At 50.7% G+C, this 20,113-nt stretch carries 14 protein-coding genes and 2 pseudogenes; 10 read left to right on the plus strand and 6 right to left on the minus strand.

From position 1 onward, the window contains the following. Positions 1-17 precede the first annotated feature (17 nt). A complete protein-coding gene (locus BLR64_RS17795; protein WP_090716168.1) occupies positions 18-1,355 on the minus strand; it encodes a DUF2252 domain-containing protein in 1,338 nt (445 codons plus the stop codon). A 170-nt stretch (positions 1,356-1,525) separates the two neighbouring features. Between BLR64_RS17795 and BLR64_RS17800 the strand changes: the two genes are divergently transcribed. Both BLR64_RS17800 and BLR64_RS17805 read left to right on the plus strand, forming a co-directional pair. Further along, on the plus strand, positions 1,526-3,304 hold the full coding sequence (locus BLR64_RS17800; protein WP_090716170.1) for a M3 family oligoendopeptidase: 1,779 nt from the start codon (positions 1,526-1,528) through the stop codon (positions 3,302-3,304). A gap of 103 nt (positions 3,305-3,407) precedes the next feature. Next, positions 3,408-3,575: a CxxH/CxxC protein gene (locus BLR64_RS17805; RefSeq protein ID WP_066377900.1), complete on the plus strand. Its 168-nt coding sequence runs from the start codon at positions 3,408-3,410 to the stop codon at positions 3,573-3,575. Between the two features lie 108 nt (positions 3,576-3,683). On the opposite strand, the gene BLR64_RS17810 is transcribed toward BLR64_RS17805, so the two are convergent. Next, positions 3,684-5,135, minus strand: coding sequence for an MFS transporter (locus BLR64_RS17810; protein ID WP_244157748.1), 1,452 nt, complete (start codon positions 5,133-5,135; stop codon positions 3,684-3,686). Positions 5,136-5,360: 225 nt separating this feature from the next. On the opposite strand from BLR64_RS17810, the gene BLR64_RS17815 reads away from it, so the two are divergent. The 3 genes from BLR64_RS17815 (at position 5,361) to rlmH (ending at position 7,099) form a co-directional block, all read left to right on the plus strand. Then, entirely contained in the window at positions 5,361-5,705 is a 345-nt protein-coding gene (locus tag BLR64_RS17815; RefSeq protein ID WP_090716172.1) for an ArsR/SmtB family transcription factor, read from the plus strand. A gap of 645 nt (positions 5,706-6,350) precedes the next feature. After that, positions 6,351-6,530, plus strand: coding sequence for a hypothetical protein (locus BLR64_RS17820; protein ID WP_090716173.1), 180 nt, complete (start codon positions 6,351-6,353; stop codon positions 6,528-6,530). Between the two features lie 89 nt (positions 6,531-6,619). After that, positions 6,620-7,099 (plus strand): 23S rRNA (pseudouridine(1915)-N(3))-methyltransferase RlmH, encoded by a 480-nt coding sequence (gene rlmH / locus BLR64_RS17825; protein WP_090716175.1) that lies wholly within the window; start codon positions 6,620-6,622, stop codon positions 7,097-7,099. A gap of 33 nt (positions 7,100-7,132) precedes the next feature. Here the strand turns inward: rlmH and BLR64_RS17830 are convergent. Beyond that, positions 7,133-7,234, minus strand: a pseudogene (locus tag BLR64_RS17830) (MGMT family protein); the annotation flags it as partial. Positions 7,235-7,458: 224 nt separating this feature from the next. After that, on the minus strand, positions 7,459-9,066 hold the full coding sequence (locus tag BLR64_RS30580; protein WP_208607194.1) for an S-layer homology domain-containing protein: 1,608 nt from the start codon (positions 9,064-9,066) through the stop codon (positions 7,459-7,461). Positions 9,067-9,397: 331 nt separating this feature from the next. On the opposite strand from BLR64_RS30580, the pseudogene BLR64_RS31255 reads away from it, so the two are divergent. The 4 genes and pseudogenes from BLR64_RS31255 (at position 9,398) to BLR64_RS17860 (ending at position 14,351) form a co-directional block, all read left to right on the plus strand. Then, positions 9,398-11,175: pseudogene (locus tag BLR64_RS31255) on the plus strand (aminopeptidase P family protein). 147 nt (positions 11,176-11,322) lie between these two features. Next, the gene (locus BLR64_RS17850) at positions 11,323-12,102 is read left to right on the plus strand and encodes a hypothetical protein (protein WP_090716176.1); all 780 of its coding nucleotides are present in this window, start codon (positions 11,323-11,325) and stop codon (positions 12,100-12,102) included. A gap of 13 nt (positions 12,103-12,115) precedes the next feature. Beyond that, complete coding sequence (locus BLR64_RS17855; RefSeq protein WP_090716177.1) at positions 12,116-12,649, plus strand: P-loop nucleotide/nucleoside kinase family protein; 534 nt, start codon at positions 12,116-12,118, stop codon at positions 12,647-12,649. Between the two features lie 37 nt (positions 12,650-12,686). Beyond that, positions 12,687-14,351, plus strand: coding sequence for a copper amine oxidase N-terminal domain-containing protein (locus BLR64_RS17860; RefSeq protein WP_167360713.1), 1,665 nt, complete (start codon positions 12,687-12,689; stop codon positions 14,349-14,351). A gap of 101 nt (positions 14,352-14,452) precedes the next feature. Here the strand turns inward: BLR64_RS17860 and BLR64_RS17865 are convergent, their stop codons facing one another. Then, positions 14,453-17,086 carry a family 16 glycosylhydrolase gene (locus BLR64_RS17865; RefSeq protein ID WP_090716180.1) on the minus strand — a complete coding sequence of 878 codons (2,634 nt, stop codon included), beginning with the start codon at positions 17,084-17,086 and terminating at the stop codon, positions 14,453-14,455. A gap of 250 nt (positions 17,087-17,336) precedes the next feature. Here BLR64_RS17865 and BLR64_RS17870 point away from each other — a divergent pair, with 250 nt between their 5' ends. Continuing rightward, positions 17,337-18,506, plus strand: coding sequence for a cobalamin-independent methionine synthase II family protein (locus BLR64_RS17870; RefSeq protein WP_090716182.1), 1,170 nt, complete (start codon positions 17,337-17,339; stop codon positions 18,504-18,506). A gap of 62 nt (positions 18,507-18,568) precedes the next feature. Here the strand turns inward: BLR64_RS17870 and BLR64_RS17875 are convergent, their stop codons facing one another. Then, positions 18,569-20,107: a response regulator gene (locus tag BLR64_RS17875; protein WP_090716184.1), complete on the minus strand. Its 1,539-nt coding sequence runs from the start codon at positions 20,105-20,107 to the stop codon at positions 18,569-18,571. Positions 20,108-20,113 lie beyond the last annotated feature (6 nt).

The raw sequence follows: 20,113 nt of genomic DNA on the forward strand, positions 1-20,113 counted from the left end.
TCTTTTTTTGTACAAATCTATAGGCCGAATTCTGCGGTTACCCAATCCTTGAACATCACATAATCCTTCTCCACCTGGTTGGCATAGCCGAAGGCCCACTCGGCAATATAACGGGCAAAAGCGTCCACATCTGCGCCCATGGCTCTGGCAATTTCCTGCTCGCTATGGTAATCGAGAATTCCCCGGTCTACATCGGCATCGGCCCGGGCGTGCATTTTGGCGGTCAGGCTGCCCATCAGCTCCAGTACTTTGGTCAGTTCGCCGGCATCAGTGATGTCCTCCAGCTTCAGCCTTTTTTTGTAAGGGGAACGCTCCCGTACGTAAAATTCCCGGCCGTCCATCGTTAGGAACCCGAGATAAGGGTCAGCCTTGTGATGCATCGCCTGCTGGGTAGCGGTTACCCGTTTGCCCTGATGGGCAAAGGCCTGCCAGAAGGATTCCGAATACGGCATGAAATAGGCGGGGACGGGGGCGCGGACCTCTTTTACCTCAAGAACAGGATCATCTGCGCCTTCCAGCTCCATGCCGCCCTCAATCAGAATATAGTAGCGGTCGAGTCCGATGGAAGCCGTTCCTGATCCGCGTTTGACGGCAATATCTTTAATCTGAAAATGCTCATCCTGCAGCTTGCGCGCCACCACTGTCTGCTTGTAAAAGCTCCACGCCTGCTCCAGCTGAGTCTGTTCGTCCGCATCAGGAATCAGCAGCTCGGCATTCTCCAGAAACACCCTGCTGCTCTGCATATGGGCCGTAACCTTCTCCAGAAAATGACTCTGCCGGCGTTTCTCCAGCTTGCGCAGGAGCTTTTTGACCGGGCCTTTGGCGTTATCCTCGTCCACCACATAATCAGCGGGATCATCTTTACCCTGGCAGAAGCGGCGGATTTGCCGCGCATAGGCTTTTGCATAATCCGATATGAAGCTCTGCTGCTCCTTCCCGCCATAGCCAAGCTGCCTGCCGACAAGGGCAATACTGACAGCCATACGCAGCAGATCATAGAGATAAGAGCCGACATACCCCTCGTCAAAATCATTCACATCATAGACAATCGCCCCGTCCTCACTGCGGAAAGCGCCGAAATTCTCAAAATGGAGATCCCCCTGGATCCAGGTAGGCCGGTCGGGCGCGCTGTGGTACGGAAAGTACTGCCTGGTCGTATCAAAATAAAACAGATAGGCGCTGCCCCGGTAGAAGGAAAAAGCGCTCTGCGCCATTTTGCCGTATTTCTCTGCCCGGTCGATATGGCTCAAGGCCATGATACTGCCATCGAATTCGTCTAAAATGGAAATCAGCAGGTCTCTGCGCAGCTTCGTGCGTGTGCGGATAACCCCTTCGGTGATTGTCTGGTTAACCATGGGTGATGCTCCTTTCGGGCTGATATAGCTAAATCTATTATTTCCATAGACTAGCAATTTGGCAAGCATGATATACTTGAAGCAACGTAAGCGGTGAAAATATGATGTAATGAGGTGGAAGCATGTGAGGAGCAGCGGTTACTGCAGCTAATATAAGGAGATGTAAAAAAATGCAGTTAACTTGGGATTTAAGCAGCATCTATCCCGGCTTTCACTCGGAATCCTTTCTGCGGGATCGCAGGCATGTAGAGGAAATAACCGGGGAGCTTGCTGCATGGGCAGCCTCACAGCTACAGGATGTACAGGATGCCTCCGGAGTGATGGAGCAGTTCCTTAAACAATATAACGCTTATAAAAGCATTTACCTCCGCTTATTCAGCTACGCGGAGCTGGTGTTCAGCGCCGACAGCAGCAATGCGGAAGCCGTCAATCTGATGGATGAGCTGGAGGAGGTCAGCAGCGGGGCGGAGGAAGCACGGGTAAGCTTCAGAAAGTGGCTGGCCGGGGCCGGTGCGGAGGAGTTGGAGGCGAGTCTGTCGGACAATGCATACCTGGCGGAGCATAGATTCTATTTGCATGAGCTGCAGATGAAGTCACGGCATCTGCTGAGCGCGGAAGGGGAAGCGGTCATTGCCCGGATGCAGGCCAACGGCTCGAAGGCTTGGGAGCGGCTGTACATGCGGACGCTGTCTACACTGCGGGTGGATGTTCAGATTGATGGCAAGGACCGGATTATGTCGCTGGCTGATCTGCGGAATTTAGCATATGATTCCGATGCAGCCGTACGAAAAGCAGCGGCAGCGGCGGAGGGTGAAGCCTGCCGAAGTGTAGCAGAGCAGAGTGCTGCCTGCATTAATGCCGTGACCGGTGAAGCGGCGGCAGTCTATGAGCTGCGGGGATATACATCGCCGCTGCATAAGGTGCTGGAAGCTTCGCGGATGGATGAAGCCACGCTGGAAGTGATGCTGCAGGCGATCCGGGAGAGTCTGCCGGTTTTCCACCGGTACTATACGAAGAAGGCTGAGCTGCTGGGGCATCCTGGCGCGCTTCCGTTCTATGATATATTCGCGCCTGTTGGCAGGGAATCATCGGCTGGAATTCCTTATGCCGAGGCGCAGGCGATGATTGTCTCCGGCTTTAGCAGCTTCAGTGCAGAGCTGGGCGCTTTTGCCCAAAAGGTGTTCGAACAGCGCTGGATCGATGCCGAGCCGCGCAGCGGTAAGGGAAGCTTCGGGATGTGCGTTGATATTATCCCGATCGGGGAGAGCCGGATGATTACCAGCTTCCACGGCAATTATATAGATGTGAGCGTGCTGGCGCATGAGATCGGACACGCTTACCATAGCAGCCGGCTGGCCGGGCAGAGTATGGTCAATACGGATTATCCGGTGCCGGTTGCCGAGACGGCGTCGATCTTTTGCGAGAGCCTGATCAGCGGTGAGCTGCTGCAGAATGCACCTGCTGGTGAAGCGGCAGCCATTCTGGAGCGGAGTCTGGCGGATGCCGGATATTATATCGTTGATTTCTATGCGCGTTATTGCTTCGAGAGCAGCTTGTATGAGCGCAGACAATCCGGCAATCTGTCCGTGGATGAGTTAAACGCATTAATGCTGGACTCAATGACTGCCGCTTACGGTGAAAGTGTGCTGCCGGACTCCATACATCCCTATCAGTGGATCAGCAAGGCCGGATATTATATGGCAGGCAATGAGTTTCTCAACTTCCCGTATTCGTTTGGGCTGCTGTTCTCCAAAGGGCTGTATGCACAATATAAAAAGCAGGGGCAGCCGTTCGTCAGCCGGTACGAGCAGTTCCTCTCAGCCTCCAGCACACGGAATATTGCCGATGCCGCCAGGCTGATGGATATTGATGTACATTCTTTGGCTTTTTGGCGGGATGCGCTCCAGCTGATTGCCGGAGATGTCAGGAAATTTGCGGGAGCGGAGTAAGCGAGGATTTTTGCGCGGCGGAAGGTTCCTTTTTACGGGGAAGTATGGTAGAACAATAGTAGAAGTATACGCCGCAGCGGCACAGAAAGGGATGCTTGATTGAATGTATGTAGTATGTAAAGAACACGTTGAGCTGGCCATCGACAGATTTGTGGACGAGTACGAGGATGCACCGGATGTTGTGGATCTGAAGGAGACCGAATTCTCGGACTGGGACCCGCCGGCGAAATGTGCGGAATGTGAGAAGAATGCGGAATATCTGGTGGTCTGAGGACTGCTGTCATTTATTCAAAAGAACACCCTGCAGCCGCGGAAGCGGATCTGGAGGGTGTTTTGGTGTTTGGAGTTAGGCAAAAATCAGTAGAAGGATAACAGCATTTTAGGCGTCTGCTGCATCTGCCATTGGAGTAAGCCGGCCGCCCCGGCTGCTGCGGTGGTAGGCAAACGCTGAAACGATAGCGATTATCGCTGCTACTGAAAGTCCCCAGTAGATATTGGAGTAGGCTGTAGAGAGCGGTAGCCCCTTTTGCCACTCCAGAGCGCTGGCAGCCATGGCCACGCTGAATGCTCCGCTGAAGAACTGCAGCAGCTGGAATAGTCCCATTCCAGAGCCGATCTGCGAGGATGGGAGGATGCGTGAAATTTCATTAGATACACTGCTCGATAGTACGGTAAAGGCTAAGCTCATTATCATGTAAACGAGCATAACGGCAACCCAAGACTGGCCGGCCAGGAAGGCGAACAGCACAGTAGCCAGCAGCACCAGGAGCGGTGCGTAGCGCAGGATTCCGGCATTGCCGTAGCGGTCAATGACCCGACCAACGGCACGGGAGACGAAGATCGCCAGCAAGGAGCCCGGGAAAATCACCAGCCCGGCATGGCTGGCTGTGAACCCGAAGCGGTGGGTCAAAATCTGCGGCAGCAGGAACAGGGTGGCGAAGCTGCACAGGTAAGAGGCGATTCCGACCAGTGCAAGCACAAGATAGGACCGGTTGGCGAATAGCGCCGGCATCACGAACGGATCAGGTGTGCTGCGGATGCGGCCAACGAACAGGGCGATTGCAGCAATTCCGGCAATCAGGGCCACCCACAGTCCGCTGGTCAGGAACAGCAGCAGGCCGGTGGTTCCGATTCCGAGAAAAAGCCCGCCCAAGATATCGAATGAGCCGCGTGCAGGTATTTCCTTAGGAAGCAGCACCATAAACAGCGGCACCAGCAGCAAAATCGCTGCTGTAACAGCGAATAGCCAATGCCAGCCCAGATACTCGACGATGGAGCCGCCCGCTACCGGGCCAAGTCCCAGCCCGAGTGAAACGGCGGACATAATAGTTGCCATGGCTTTGCCGCGGCGTGCCTGCGGAACATAGCGGGTGAACAGGACGAGCGACAGCGACATGACGGCTCCCGCACCGGATGCCTGCAGAATGCGCACGATCAGCAGGAAGATGAAATTCGTGCTGAAGAAGCCGGCCACAGCGGACAGTCCCAGCGTCAGCAGCCCGATAATCAACAGCCGGCGGATCGGCAGGAAATCGGAAAGCCGGCTGTACGTAATCGAAGCGATCGAGAACATAATGGAATATCCGGTCACAATCCAGGATGCTGATGCCGCAGTAATGCCGAAGGCTTCAGTCACATCCGGCAGCGCCAGATTGAACATCGCCGTGTTCATGATGACGAGCACGACTGCGACACTGAACAGCAGGGTCAGCAGGCCTTCCCGTGGAAGGGAGGGTTCTGGGGCGGCAGGATTGGAGCCAGTGTTAGGGCCAGGATGCAAGGTACTGCTGCCTTTGTCCGCAGTACCTTTAGATGTATGTAATGAGTTCAAGGGGTGTCACTCCTTTGTTTCTATTGTTTAATAGTTCGATTACTTACGAACAATTGAAATATAGCATGCAAAGATGTAAAATGCAATTAGGAAGATGAGAATTAGCATGGCGCTGAAGGAATGAGTATGAGAAATTGAAAGATAAAAGTATGAACAATTGAAGAGATACGTTGAGAAGTTGAAGAGATAAGATGCATTTTAAGTAATCATAAAGGGGTCTTATATATGAAGCTGCTCCATCATCCGGACCGTAAGGACATACAGCTTGTCTCTGTTTTGTATGCGCTTAGCGATCCGATCCGTTTATATGTTGTGTCGGAAATCCGCAAGCACGGCGAGCAGGCCTGCAACAGCTTTAAGGTACCGATCGCCAAGTCCACCCTGTCCCACCACGCCCGCACCCTGCGCGAATCAGGCGTTGTGCACACACGGGCACAGGGCACCCAGCGTATTTTGTCGCTGCGGGAAGAGGATTTGAATGAGCGGTTTCCGGGTGTGCTGGATTCGATATTAGAGGCTTATGAATCTGCCGGTGGGGCGGTGGAGTTTGGGGAGCGGATGGAAGAGTGAAGGGTAAGAGCGTGAGGGGTAAAGAGTGGAGAGTAAAAGCTTGGTAATAACAGTTGTTCTAGGATGCAGGGATAGTTTGTTGTAGAGTGTGACGTCGAATGCCGGGCTTAGTGTCTGGAGTAATATAGATTTGGGGACTCTGCGGTAGCAGGGTCTTTTTGTTCGTGGTTGTATGTTTGGCGGTATAAGTTGCACAATGTGATTAGCTAAGGATATGAGGACTTTCGGGCAGAAGAGCAGCTGAGATTGTACAGTTATGGTGACTATCTGCCTAACGAAGGGATGAAAGTAACCTTACAGGCTACCCATGACTGATCTAAGTGGAAAAAGGTAAACTATTTCTTACTATAGCCATAGGTGGGAGGTTGTTAGTTGGAAAAACGACACTTAATTTCTCGGATTTTGCTCTAAGAGGGAGTTTTCGTCTAGAATAAGTGGCGATTTTCCACCTAATGAGCAGAAAATTTAGAGAACGGTTGAATTAGGTGGCGGAAATCCACTTAATTTTGACAGACCACTGCTCAAGCAGAGGTTCTACCAGTTAACCTGATTTATTTAACAATTACTTCAGACAAAATGTACATGCCAGTAAACAGCGGGTGCGGGATATGGTAAGCTATGGTGATAGAGAGGAGCTGGTGCAGCGTGTTTATGAAGCCTGGCAACTTGAATGGTTCAGAGGAAGATGCAGCCAAGCGGAGAGCAGAAGAACTGGCAAAAGAATCGGCAGGCGGGTCGTTTATGACCGGCGTGATTGCTTTTGTAGTCTTGGCCGTAGTGATTGTGGCTGTATTTTATGGAATTGCTTATTTTCGGACAAATTAAGGCGGAGCAGGCAGTTACAATCTGCCTTCTTATTATACATTCACATTAACGAGCAACAGCCGTCTCCCGGCCGGCATATGGAGGATATCATGTTCATTCAAATTATTGGCGTAGGCAAATTGAAGGAAAAATATTTGGTCAGCGGCATCGCAGAATATGCCAAGCGGCTGACGCCATACCTCAAGTTTCAGGTGATTGAGGTGGCGGATGAAAAAGCCCCGGACAATCTCAGCGATGCTGAGGTTGTCCAGGTCAAAGCGCGCGAGGGCGAGCGCATCCTCGCGCACATCAAGAGCGACGCGCATGTCATTGCGCTCGCGATCGACGGCAAGCTCTGGAGCTCCGAGGAGCTTGCCGCGGAAATCGACCGGCTCGGCACCTACGGGACGAGCCATGTCGTGTTCGTCATCGGAGGCAGCCATGGCCTCTCCGATGACGTGATGCGCCGCGCCCAGCAGCGCATGAGCTTCGGCCGCATGACGCTGCCTCATCAGCTCATGCGGCTGGTGCTGGTGGAGCAGATTTATCGCGCTGTGAAGATCAATCGGGGGGAGCCGTATCATAAATAACAGCAAATTTTTTGCGGTTACCAGTGCGATATCGGCGTAAGAACGGGTTTTGCCTGAAGGAATCTTCTTTAGCTGTTCCCACACGCTCTTCTGAAATGGGATCCCATTAGATGAAGTGAATATCATGCAGACCATAGGAGCGTGAGCAGTATCAGAGATTTGGTCAAGGAGATCATCGCTCCATCAATGCACCTTCGTTTGGGGTGAGACCGCCAATAAAATCAAAAACTAAAAATAACGGTGAAGGGATAGCCTCCCTTACACCGTTATTTATCTAGTTGAAATGGTTTTCTCGCTTAAGAGCTGCCCTCAACTCAAGAATAAGCAACCCCTCTGCGGTGTTACGATTACAACTCTCCTTAATCCGTATAGTAGCTTAAGACAAGGTCAACAACGTCCTGAATATCTTGTTTAGTAGACATAGGCGTTCCAAAAGGATTGTTTTTGGCCTCCTGATAGGCCGATTCAAGGGCAGATAAGACCTCACTTAAGTTCGAAGCTGTCACTCCGGTTATACCAGCCAGAGCGAATACTTCTTCATTAGGAGCAGAGCCTTCACCAAAAGGATTCAAATAATCATAGATTGCTGCTAACACAATTGCCTGATTAGTCTCGTCTACAATCGCTTGGATTTGAGACAATGTTCTTGGAAGTGGTGTTAATCCGGTTTCCAATGCGTATTCGTAGGAGAATAGGTCCTCTAATGTGACGCCCGTAATACCTGCATTGGCAAACGTCGTCAAATCAACATTCGTCCATAAACCGGAAGCCGATGCAGCATTGATCAAATCCAGTGCTGCTTGCTGAGTACTACCGTTAATAACCGAATCTACGATCGATTGAATTTCTGAAACCGTCCATGGAGCTGTCCCGTCCGCATCCAATGCATCTTCGACCTCTGCTAGGTTCGACGGCGTGACACCCGTAATACCGGCTTCAGCAAACGTCGTCTCATCAACATTGATCCATGTCCCAACAGATGCATTAATCATATCTAGTGCGAGATTGGATGGCGTCGGTGTCGGTGTCGGTGTCGGCGTCGGTGTCGGTGTCGGCGTCGGTGTCGGTGTCGGCGTTGGTGTCGGTGTCGGTGTCGGCGTTGGCGTCGGCGTTGGTGTTGGTGTTGGCGTTGGTGTCGGCGTTGGTGTCGGCGTTGGCATTGTCGTTGGTGTCGGCGTCGGTGTCGGCGTTGGCGTCGGTGTTGGTGTCGGCGTTGGCGTCGGCGTTGGTGTCGGCGTTGGCGTTGTTGTCGGTGTCGGTGTTGTTGTCGGTGTTGGCGTTGGTGTCGGTGTTGGCGTTGGTGTCGGTGTTGGCGTTGTCGTCGGTGTCGGCGCTTTATATTGTTGTTTTGCTTCGTATGCACCGGTAAGCAGCAAATCACGGGTAGCATTCGCTTTGCCGCCAAACGTACCATCAGCACCGTTGGTTAACAATTTAAGATGCAATGCTTCGGCCACATAACCCTGCGCCCAGTTGGATACGGTTGTATCGGTACCCGTCTTCACTTTTGCTTCCGCGTCTTTGCCTAGTACTCGAACCAAGAACGTAGCCAATTGCTCTTTAGTCACTTTGCCAGCCGGATTGTATGTACCTTCGCCATAGCCGTCCGTTATGCCGGCAGTTTTAAGTGCTTCAATGTAGGGCAGCGCATAACCATTGGCGGCATCATCCGCCTTAACGTCATTGAAACTGGATGTCTTCAGATCTTTATTGACTTCAATACCCGTAATCAATGCTGCAATCTTCGCGAACTGGGCGCGGTTCATTTCCTCTTTGAGCCCAAACGTCGTATTACTGACGCCATCAAAAATCCCGGCGCTAATCATTGCATCAAACTTTGCCTTCGTGGCCGCATCCAAATCCTTTAGATCAGTGAAGTCTGCCGAAGTCTTCGCCTCCGCATAAAGCGCACTACCAGACGCACACATTAATAAAACCAAAAATGAAGCAAGCCATTTTTTTCTCATAAATCCTTCTCCTCCTTAGACTCTACCGTCTGGGTTAATCGTAAATGCCCCTTCAGACCTATATTTTTTTTGTAATAAGATAATTATCGGCAGAACATACCCTTATTTTTATATAAAATTTGTCGGGAATTCCGGTGCATGCTCCTTATATCCGCTGGTTTACCACACTGCATCTTTTCCCCGGCAAAGAGAGAAATTCCCCCGATTGTTTAGGATGAGGAGGCAACTATATTTGTTTTGCCATTATATTAGGAGTAGGATTATTAAGAGTTGTTATTTTATATAATAGTTTCTAATGCATTTGGTCTTAATAAAAATGGAGATATTGGAAATGAATATCAGGGATAGGGTCGAAGAGTTAAGACAGCTAATGAGAACAAATCAAATGGATGCTTATATCGTTCCCAGCTTTGATGCACATCAGAGCGAATATGTAGCAGAACATTGGAAAGGAAGAGAATGGATATCAGGATTTACAGGGTCTGCAGGTACAGTAGTGATTACCTTAGAGGATGCCGGGTTATGGACAGATGGCAGATACTATATTCAGGCAGTCAAGCAGCTTGAGGGCTCAGGAATCAGATTATTTAGAATGGCGGATCCAGGGGTACCCTTTTATTCGGAATGGTTAGCAGATGTTCTTCATGAAGGAAGCGTTGTGGGCTTTGATGGCAATGTTTTTTCAATTCATATGGTTAGACGGATGGAAAAAGATCTAAAAGCAAAAAAAATCGGGTTAAAAATGAATCAAGATTTCATTGGTGATCTGTGGGAAGATCGGCCGGAGATTCCTAAGGGGTCAATGTTTACTTTAGACGTAAAATATGCAGGCAAATCGCGGGTAGATAAATTAAATGAAGTAAGAAAAGAAATGAAAACTATAGGGGCCAATTACTATATTTTGACCTCCTTAGATGACATTGCATGGCTATTGAATATAAGAGGGGCCGATGTGCCTAACAATCCGGTTGTAATCAGTAATGTAATCGTAGCAGAAGAAAACTGTTATTTATTTATTGATTCTTGCAAGGTTCCTCCTGTGGTAAATTAGAGCTGGGGGCTGAAGGAATCGAGTTAAAAGCGTATGATGACATACATATGTTCTTGGGAAATCTTTCGGGCGGAGATTCCATTATTTTAGATGCGAATAAAACAAATAGTAACTTGTATAACGCCATCAACACTAATACCAAAAAAATTGAAAGTCCTGACATCACAACGAATCTAAAAGCGGTTAAAAGTGAAATTGAGATTAACAATGTGAGATGGTGTGAAATAAAAGATGGTGTAGCCATGGTGAAATTTATCAAATGGTTAAAATCCGTTGTACCTAAGGAACAAATTACAGAGATTGCCGCAGAAGAAAAGTTAGAAGATTTCAGAAGAGCGCAGGAAGGATTTGTTGGGCCTAGCTTTGATACGATAGCTGGTTATGGAGAACATGCTGCGTTGATGCATTATAAAGCCACTAAAGAAACGCAATTTACACTTCAGAATGAAGGCTTTTTACTAGTTGATTCCGGCGGACAGTATTATGATGGAACAACAGATATTACACGGACGATTGTTTTAGGAAAGCTTACCGATGAGCAGAAAAGAGATTTTACTTTGGTGTTAAAAGGATTTATTGCATTAAGCTCAGTCAAATATTTATATGGGGCTACAGGCTCTAACTTAGATGTACTGGCAAGACAACCAATATGGCAATATGGTATCGACTATAAGTGCGGGACGGGCCACGGGGTAGGGTTTTTCTTGAATGTTCATGAGGGACCACAGGGTATAAGAAATGGTACTAGTACTGTTGTATTAGAAAAAGGCATGATCATTACGAATGAACCGGGAATCTACCTTGAAGGTAAATATGGAATTAGAACTGAAAATATGATGCTGGTAGTTGAAGATGAGAAAACAGAGTTTGGTCAATTTATGAAGTTCGAAGCCATTACGTATTGTCCAATTGATCTGGCCGGTATTCATACAGATATGCTGACAGAGAGTGAAAAAGAGTGGTTAAACCATTATCATCAAGAGGTATATACGAAGCTGGCGCCTTATTTAAATGATGAAGAGAGCGCATGGCTGAGGGAAGAAACCAGGGAAATATAAATGTCCTGCTTTGTTCCTTTGACACCCACTCCCATTATATGCTATTTTTACTCTAGAAAATCAAAGGCAATGTAACCTTAGGGTTCAACCTCGCTGACAAGTGTGGGTTGGGCCCTTTTTGCATTCCGACATAGGGGGAATATTAGCGTGCTGCGGACAGAGTTGCTTTTACAAAGGCTGGATGAGATTGGGGAGACGCTTGGACGTAAGGGTGGGGCGCTTCTGCTGCTGGGTGTGGGCTCGGTTGGGGTGGAGCTGGAGCGGCTGGATGAGTATTCGGATTTGGATTTTTTTGTTATTGTGGAAGCAGGGCAGAAGGACAGGTATATTGACCGGCTGGATTGGCTGGAGGAGACGTATCCGCTTGCCTATGCTTTTAAAAACTCTGATGCGGGCTGCAAAATCCTGTTCGAGGATGGGATTTACGGGGAATATGCGATATTTGAGGAGCGGGAGCTGACAGATGCCGCTTATACGGAGGGCCGGGTGGTGTGGAAGGATCCGCTGTACAGCAACACGGCCATTGCCAAACCGCGCAGACCGCTGCCCAGTCAAAAGTGTGATTCCCTGGACTTTCCGCTGAATGAAGCGTTAACCAATCTGTATGTAGGGCTAGGCCGTTATGGCAGGGGAGAGCGCCTGTCGGCAGCGCGGTTTATTCAGGGGCATGCGATCGACCGGATTTTGTCGGTGCTTCATCTGCTGGAGCCGGAAGTGGATTATTTCCCCGATCCCTTCGGAAATGAGCGCCGTTTAGAGAAGCGGTACCCCGGTTTTGTCGAAAAGCTTGGCGGTATGCTGCAGGGATATGATCGTGTACCAGAGTCGGCGTTATGCATTTTAGAGTTTATTGAAGCGGTCTACCCGGCCAATCCAAGACTAAGCACGGAGATACGAAGCCTGGTTCATAAGCTTACTGCCAGATAAGGAGGGACATACAATGTTACAAAAAGCAGACCTGGAGCAGCTGCTCGGCCCAGACCATGATTCGGATAAGCCTTTGGTTGTACTGATGTGCGGGATAGCGGGCTCGGGCAAGACGACCTTTTCGCAGAAAATAGAGCCATACGGCTTCACGCGCCTGTCTATTGATGAAGAGGTGTGGGCGGTTCATGGGCGGTACGGGATCGATTATCCGGCCGAGAAATACCGGGAGTATCTGAATGAGGCGCATCTCAGTCTGCACAACCAGATTGTACAGTGTATTAAAGAGAATAAACCGGCTGTAGTTGACTCCAGCTTCTGGAACAAGGCGGAAAGGGACAAGTATAAGCAGTTGATCGAGGAGGCGGGAGGCCGTTGGAAGCTGATCTACCTGAAGGTACATCCGGATGAGCTGCGGAGGCGGCTGAAGGTGCGGAGTGAGCGTTTTGATGCGAATGCTGCTTTTACGATTACTGAGGAGCTGTTAAATACCTTTCTTAACGGCTTCGAGGAGCCAAAGGGCGAAGGAGAATGGGTTATCGAGAATTGAAAAATAGGTTCAACTTACATATTGGAGGCTGAAGGATTTGAAGAAGTGTCTGGCGTTATTATTAGGATTATCGTTGTGTTTGCCGGCGATAAGTACAACCACATATGCGAAAAGCAATGATATAAGAGTCAACGTTGAAGGGGAATCAGTCGAATTTGATCAGCCCCCCATTATTTTAGATGGCCGGACACTGGTTCCCATTCGTGCAGTCTGTGAGAAGATCGGCGCGACCATTAAATGGGATGTTGGTACACGGACCACGACTGTAAGTAAAGGTAATAAAACACTAAGTCTGCAAATCGATAGCCAGCAAATGCAAGTAAGCGGAGGATCTCCGGTGCAGTTGGATGTTCCGCCGCAAATCTATAATGGACGCACATTATTGCCCATTCGTGCAGTCGTTGAGAATCTTGGTTATGAAGTTACATGGGACGCAGCAAAACAGATTCTTTCCATTGAACAGGAAGGGGCCATTATCGTTGACGGGCTGGAGAATACACAAGCGTATGGAGTAGATAATTGGGCACAAATTTCCTCAGTCCATCAATTTCCCTATAAAGGGGACGGTCTCGCTTACGCCTATGCCGATAATAATCAGCTTAAGATAACAACCCCCGGCAAAACGTTAACCTTAGAAGTGAAGTATCCTATTCTTGGGGATGTCATTTCAGATGACGACGGTAATTTTTATGTCGTTTGGGGGAAAGAAAATGATACACAGAATGCTGCAATTGAAACCGTCTTTATTACAAAATACTCACCAGAAGGACAAGAGCTGAAAACAACCGGGTTTGTAGGAAAATCTACGCCATGGCGTGATGCTGATTCAGCAAAAACCAAGGTGCCCTTTGCGCACGGCAACTCCGTTTCTGTTATAGCTGATGGTATATTGGTCAATTATCATTCCAAAAGAAGATACGATGGCCATCAGAGCGATAATGTCATTGCTGTAAAAATATCCGATATGTCGCCTTATTTATTGCCTAATGATACTTATAGCGGACATTCTTTTAACCAAAGTCTGATTTACAGCAAGAAATCATCAGGTTTCCTCTTTGCCAGTCATGGTGATGCGTACGCCCGCGGGTTCAGAGTTAATAATAGCTCCGGAAAATATGGCGATGACTCAGAAATACTGTTCCATTTCTATCTTGAAGCAAATGCAAACTATGATATGTATATAGTGAACACAACGTTTGCCCAGCTTGGGGGACTTGCAGAGACAAGTAAAGGTGTCGCTTTGGTTGGCGCATCGGCCAAATCCATAAGTGAGCAGGCAAAGAGTGAGAAACAGAATTTGTTTGTCCAGATCTTTGACCCGCAAGCAGGACAGGTTTCCGAATCTATGTTTACAGGTGGAGAAGTTCGTAGCGGTGCTCTTTCAACAGATATAAATGACAGTAATAATTCGCCGCTCGAAAAAGTAACAGACTACGGTGTACACTGGCTTACTAATTATAACGATACAGATGTTATTGCTCCGCAAGTGGTATCGGCTGATGACCGCATTGTCATATTATGGTCTACAGATGAGGATACCTTCTACATGGTGTTATCTGAAAATGGAACAGTTATCACCCCTGCAACCTCACTGGGCGGACTACCGTTAAACTCATTTGAGCGTCCGGTATATTACGATGGGGCTGTTTATTGGGTGGCAGTCAAAAATGGTCGATTAAAAACAATGAGCATCAGACCTTAATAATAACTACCAAAGTCGTGATCATTGAAAATGATAAAAGAGACCTCAACACGCTCTGCGGAGCGGGATTGAGGTCTTTTTTCATACCACGGCTGCCAATCTTACTGCGGCACCCCCTGCGTCACCCCATGCACATAAGTCTGCCAAGGCGTGTCGAGCGCTCCCTGGCCCGGGTTGTAGGTGAAGAAGTACTCTACCGTATCACCCTGCTTCAGGTTAAGCACCGGGTAGGTGAAGTTGCCGTTGCCGGTGGAGGTCATGGCTACATTGAGCTGGCCGCCGCCGTTGATTTTGTAGTGCAGATCGGCGAAGGTTGCGCCGTTGACGTAGAATTGCAGGTTGTTGCCGGTCTTCTTCAGGCCGCGTACGCTGTCACCGATGACGACGGTGACAGGCGGCGGGGTTACGACAGTGATGGTGCTGGAGGCGGTTTTGCCGCCGTCAGCGGTTGTAGCGGTTACTGTGACGGTGCCCGCCGCGAGTCCGGTTACGCTGCCGCTGGCATTAACGGAAGCAACCGCCGGGTTGGAAACGGACCAGCTAACTGCCTTGTTGGTAGCATTCGAAGGCGCTACATTAGCGGTTAACGGAACGCTCTGCCCGACTTCGATCTGCGAGGAGGCCGGTGTCACAGTGACTCCGCTGACCGCAACATTGCCGGGGTTACCCGGATTTCCGCCGGTGCCTTCCTTATACACGCGCACATAGTCCACTTGCATGGTAGCCGGAATGTCGGATGCTGCCGGTACCCGGCCGCCGTCAAAATGGCCGCCGACAGCCAGGTTCATGATCAGGTAGAACGGCTGGTCGAACGGTGCATTCGGATTGTTCGGTGCGGCTACCGAATACCACTGCTCACGGGTGACCTTGAAGAAGAACTTGCCGTCCACATACCATTTCATGTTGTCCTCTTCCCATACCATTGTATAGACGTGGTAATCGTTCGCGAACGTCTGCCCTTGCGGGAAGTGATATTCGCCGGCGATGTACCGGTTCACCGGCCACTGGCCGCCGAAGTGAATCGCGCCGCTGGTTGTACCAGGGAGCCGTCCTTTGGCTTCCATAATGTCGATTTCACCGGAAGCGGCCCAGGCGCCGTAGGCGGCATCTTCAGGCAGCATCCAGAGCGCCGGCCAGATGCCGTCACCGGTAGGCAGCTTGGCGCGGATATCTACCCGTCCGTACTGGAGGGACAGATTGTCTTTGGTGTTGATTTTGCCGGAGGAATATTCCGCATACCGGTTAGGGTCCTGCGGGAACGAACGGTGGTCGTTCAGGGCGCGGATATTCAGCTGTCCACCCGAGACGAACACGTTCTGCGTGCTGTTGGTATAATGCTGCAGCTCGGCGTTGCCCCAGCCCCAGCTGTTCACGTCGTTGCTGATGTAATAGCCGGTTTCATAATTCCATTTGCTTGTATCAAGCGCAGTGCCGCTGAACTCATCCTGCCAGATCAGGTTCATCCCGGCAATGGCCGGGTCGCTTGGCGTGCCGATAGCGATGTCCTCCTGGTCAGATTCATCCGGACGCGGAGCATTAGGATTGCCGATAAAGTTGTAATACACATAGTTGGTACCGACATTGCCGCCGGTCTGTCCGTTCAGCGGATAGCCGATGCGGATTTCCATGTTCTCCTGGATGGGCTGGAACCACAGGCCATAGATATAGTCAGCCCAGTACCCCCATTGGTTGGCGGCGGACATGTTATTGTATCCGTTGCCTGCATAGACAAAGCCGCTCTGGGCGGAGCTGCTGAGATCGACCCATACGCCCGCTTTTTTAATCTGATAGACGAACTTGCCCAGCTCGCTGCCGATTGGCGCGCCTCCGTCAATTTTCGGGAGCGGGAAGCCGATGGAGCCGTTGTTGTCGGCTGTGTAAGTCGTATTACTGTCATAGGCGGACAGCACATACGAGTTACGGACCGGCTGATTGAAGTTAATGGTGTAGACCAGGCTGGCCCCGGAGGTTTTGGATTCCAGCTTCACGTTAATGGATTCCGTTACGGTGAACCAGTAGCCGCCGCCCCCTTCGGTGAACTGGCCGAAGTTGCTGTCGTAGATCCAGCCGCTGGCCGCATTGTTGTCGATGTTAACCCACTGGCTGCTGCTGACCGGCTTGACGGACAGCTTCAGATCCTGGGCTACTGCGGCGTAGATGAGGTTCGGATCATTGTTGAACACCGGATACGTAAAGCCCGCACTGCCGGTAAAGCCTGCGGTAAGCACCGGACCTTGCGTTGCTGCCATCGACGTAATAGTCGCTGTGTTAACGTTCTGGAATGCCAGTGTGTAATTCAGCGTAACGTTGCTGTTGGCTTTGGAGTATAGCTGAATTTCAGTAGTGGCGCTGAGCGTGAACCAGTAGCCGTTCGCACCGCCGTCGCTCCAGTGACCCCAGTTCTGGTTATAGACAAAGCCCCCTGCGCTGTCGATGTCTACCCAGTTGCCATTTTTCTTCACTTTGACGCCGACATCGCCGGATACATCATTCCAGGTTGCCGCACCGCCATTGAATATTGGCATAACAAACCCGTAGCTGGCTTGTCCCACACCCGATTTGGAGATGACCGGCCCGTCTGCCGCCGAGAAATAAGCCATGGACGTTACCGTAGTAGCCGCTGCCTGAACCTTAGAGGCCGGTAGTAACCCTATGCCCGATAACATCACTAAAGCGAGAAACAGACTCCAAACCTTGCGCGGGAACCGGAGCTCAGCGTTATACAATCGTTTCATACTTGCCCTCCTTTAGAATAATTTGAACACTAGAAACCGCTTACAAATGAGCACACCTTCATTCTAGCGAATGGGATTGTCCGGTAAAAGGTACAGAATTTTATATACAGGCCCAATATTTTGGTTTTGGGGAGCTATAGCCCCTCCCTATAACCAGATATGACATTTAGGTGTTATCGGCCGGCCTCAGCCGCATGCTACAATCACAGCACGAAGAACTTGATGCGAGCATAACGGAGGAGGAATTATAATGTGTAATAAATTTCAAATCGTAGGCAGCCTGCTGCGGCCGTCGGAACTGTTAAAATATAAAACGCAGATTGAGCACCGGGATGATATCAGCTATCCGTTTTATGAGGATTTTGCGGGTTATGAGACTTGTGAGGCTGCGGCGATTAAGGATGTAGTGAACAAGGAAATCGAGCATGGCCTGTCGGTAATCACGGACGGTGAGTATTCCAAGTCGATGTGGCATCTGGATTTTGTCTGGGGCTTTGAAGGGATCGAGCGGTATATCGCGGATCACGGGTACTTTTTCCGGGATACAGACGGCACTTCCAAATATGAGACACGCAAGGATATCGGCCTGCGGATTACGGGCGAGCTGAGCGGGAAGAATCATCATTTTATCAAAATATTCAAAGAGTTCCAGGAGCATGCCGGTGACCGCGAAACGAAGCTGTGTGTCCCGTCCCCGTCGCATATTTTTGGAGAGCTGTCTTGGTCTGACAACATTGGCGGCAAGGATGCCGTTTACAAGAACAGACAAGAGCTGAAGGACGGTCTCGTTAAAGCGTATAAGGAATTTGTAGGCGAATTTGCGGCAACAGGCGGCAAAATCATTCAGTTCGATGACTGCCTGTGGGAGCTTTTTGCAGATGATAACCCGAACTCCCCTTATACCGGCGAAAATATCAATCAGGAGGAAGTACAGGCGCTGGCCACTGAATTCATTGATATTAACAACACCGTGATTGATTACGGCCATAGCCTGGCGCTGAAGGTTTGGACGCACAACTGCCGCGGCAATTACGACTCCCGTAACATGGGCGGGGGCTCGTACGTTAAGATTGCCAACCTGTTCCTGAAGCAGCTGAAGTATGACCGCTTTTTCCTGGAGTGGGATGATGAGCGTGCGGGTTCGCTTGAGGCGCTTGCAGTCTTCAAGGATCGTCCGGAAACCGAGATTGTACTCGGCCTGCTGTCCTCCAAGACCAATACGCTTGATGATGAAGAGCGCGTAGTCAGACTGCTGAATGAAGCAGCAACGATTATTGATAAAGACCGGCTGTACCTCTCCCATCAATGCGGATTTGCCTCCTGTGACGGCGGTAATGAGCTGACAGAAGACGAGCAATGGGCGAAGATTAATCAAGGACAGCGCATTGCCAAGCAATATTGGCAGACCCAGTCTGTATAAAAAAGATGGCCTTAGTCCAGCGGTTCGTTGGAGTAAGGCCTTTTTTCCGTGAAAAGCGTCCGCTACCCCTGCTTGCGCCGCACCATCTGCCGGTACTCCGTGGGCTGCATGCCCATGACCTCGCGGAAGGCGCGGGTGAAGCTTTTGTAGCTTTCGTAGCCGACCAGCGGCGTGATCTCGACGATCTTGTACTCCGTTTCGGCCAGAAGACGGCGCGCCTTATCCAATCTCACGTCACGCAGGTATTCGGCGAAGCCCTTGCCGACGTTTTTCTTGAACAGGTTGGAGAAATAGGCGTAGTTCAGCGACACATGGTTGGACACCATCGCCAGGTCCAGCGGCTTGTGGTAATTCTCGTGAATGAACCGGATCGCCTCATTCAGGTCCTGGGAGTTGCGGTAGCTGCACTTGAATTCGTGATAGAACTGGCTCAGCCGCAGCATCTGCTGCTGGAGCGCCTGAATATATTCGCGGATACCCGGATGATCATAGAGGTTGCGCAGCGGATCGAGATCCAGCGCATCCTCGCCCATGTAGGGGCGGATCACCCATTCATACTCTTCCAGCATCTGCACTACCGCCCGGCACAGCCGTTCCGTATAGCCGATGTGATAGCGCTGCAGCACATTTTTATGAAAAAGCATAGAGATGCCTTCGGCGATCCGGCTCCCGCTATCCGCTCCGATGAACCGGAACAGGGCGTACAGCTCCTCATGGGGGAGCTGCCACTGCTGCACCAGTCCGGCCGTTTTCTCCGGCAGAATGCAGCGCAGCTCAGGGAACAGATAGCTGTGCCTGTACAGCTCCTGTACCTCAGTGTAGGCAGCGGGCAGCGATTTTAAGCCCTGCTGCGGTGCGGTTATGGCTGCTGTCGCTGCGATCTGCGCTGCCTTAAGCGCCTCGGGCAGCTTGCCCGTATCTGCGGCAGCGTCCACCGCCAGAATCAGATGCGGGCGGCGCTGCAGGCAGAGGCAGCCTTCGCTGCCGTACACGCTATAGGCGAGCGACTCCATGCTGTGGGCGCTGCTCGCGCCCGGCTGGTTGATCCGCCGTTCCTCGCTAAGCAGGCACAGCCGGTAGCTGCCCCACAGCTCCGGGTGCTGCTGCTCCGTCCGGCCAGTCCATGCCTCGTCGTAGGATGAGCCCTGCATGTACAGGCTCAGCTCCTTACGGTCCGTCTCCCGGGCCATACGGGAGAGCTGCTCCATGTCGCGGGACAACGCCTGCCGGGTCATGATCTCCTGCCACACATGCTCCACCGAGGCCTGCAGGTCTTCGCGGTTCACAGGCTTGAGCAGATAACCCTTTGCCCCTAGCCCAATGGCCTTCTGGGCATAAGCGAAATCGCCATAGCCGCTGATAATCAGGTAATCAACGGTCAACTGCTCCTCCCGGGTCCGGGCCATCAGCTCAAGGCCGTCCATATCGGGCATGCGGATGTCAGTAATGACAAGCTGGATGCTGTGCCGGCGGAGCAGCTGCAAGGCTTCAATACCGTTAGCGGCGCTATAGATACTGTCCGGCTGCTGCGGGAACTGGCTCACCATTGCCTGCAGCCCGTCGCGGATATGTTTCTGGTCGTCTACAATCAGTAGGTTCATCAACTT

It is taken from the genome of Paenibacillus typhae, from assembly GCF_900099765.1.
Classification (GTDB): domain Bacteria; phylum Bacillota; class Bacilli; order Paenibacillales; family Paenibacillaceae; genus Paenibacillus_AQ; species Paenibacillus_AQ typhae.

What these genes read in the sequence shown, in the direction of transcription:
- BLR64_RS17805 (WP_066377900.1), top strand. Translation starts at nt 3,408, where the DNA reads ATGTATGTAGTATGTAAAGAACACGTTGAGCTGGCCATCGACAGATTT.
- BLR64_RS17815 (WP_090716172.1), top strand. Translation starts at nt 5,361, where the DNA reads ATGAAGCTGCTCCATCATCCGGACCGTAAGGACATACAGCTTGTCTCT.
- BLR64_RS17875 (WP_090716184.1), bottom strand. Translation starts at nt 20,107, where the DNA reads ATGAACCTACTGATTGTAGACGACCAGAAACATATCCGCGACGGGCTG.
- BLR64_RS17865 (WP_090716180.1), bottom strand. Translation starts at nt 17,086, where the DNA reads ATGAAACGATTGTATAACGCTGAGCTCCGGTTCCCGCGCAAGGTTTGG.
- BLR64_RS17855 (WP_090716177.1), top strand. Translation starts at nt 12,116, where the DNA reads ATGTTACAAAAAGCAGACCTGGAGCAGCTGCTCGGCCCAGACCATGAT.
- BLR64_RS17870 (WP_090716182.1), top strand. Translation starts at nt 17,337, where the DNA reads ATGTGTAATAAATTTCAAATCGTAGGCAGCCTGCTGCGGCCGTCGGAA.
- BLR64_RS17795 (WP_090716168.1), bottom strand. Translation starts at nt 1,355, where the DNA reads ATGGTTAACCAGACAATCACCGAAGGGGTTATCCGCACACGCACGAAG.
- BLR64_RS30580 (WP_208607194.1), bottom strand. Translation starts at nt 9,066, where the DNA reads ATGAGAAAAAAATGGCTTGCTTCATTTTTGGTTTTATTAATGTGTGCG.
- rlmH (WP_090716175.1), top strand. Translation starts at nt 6,620, where the DNA reads ATGTTCATTCAAATTATTGGCGTAGGCAAATTGAAGGAAAAATATTTG.
- BLR64_RS17800 (WP_090716170.1), top strand. Translation starts at nt 1,526, where the DNA reads ATGCAGTTAACTTGGGATTTAAGCAGCATCTATCCCGGCTTTCACTCG.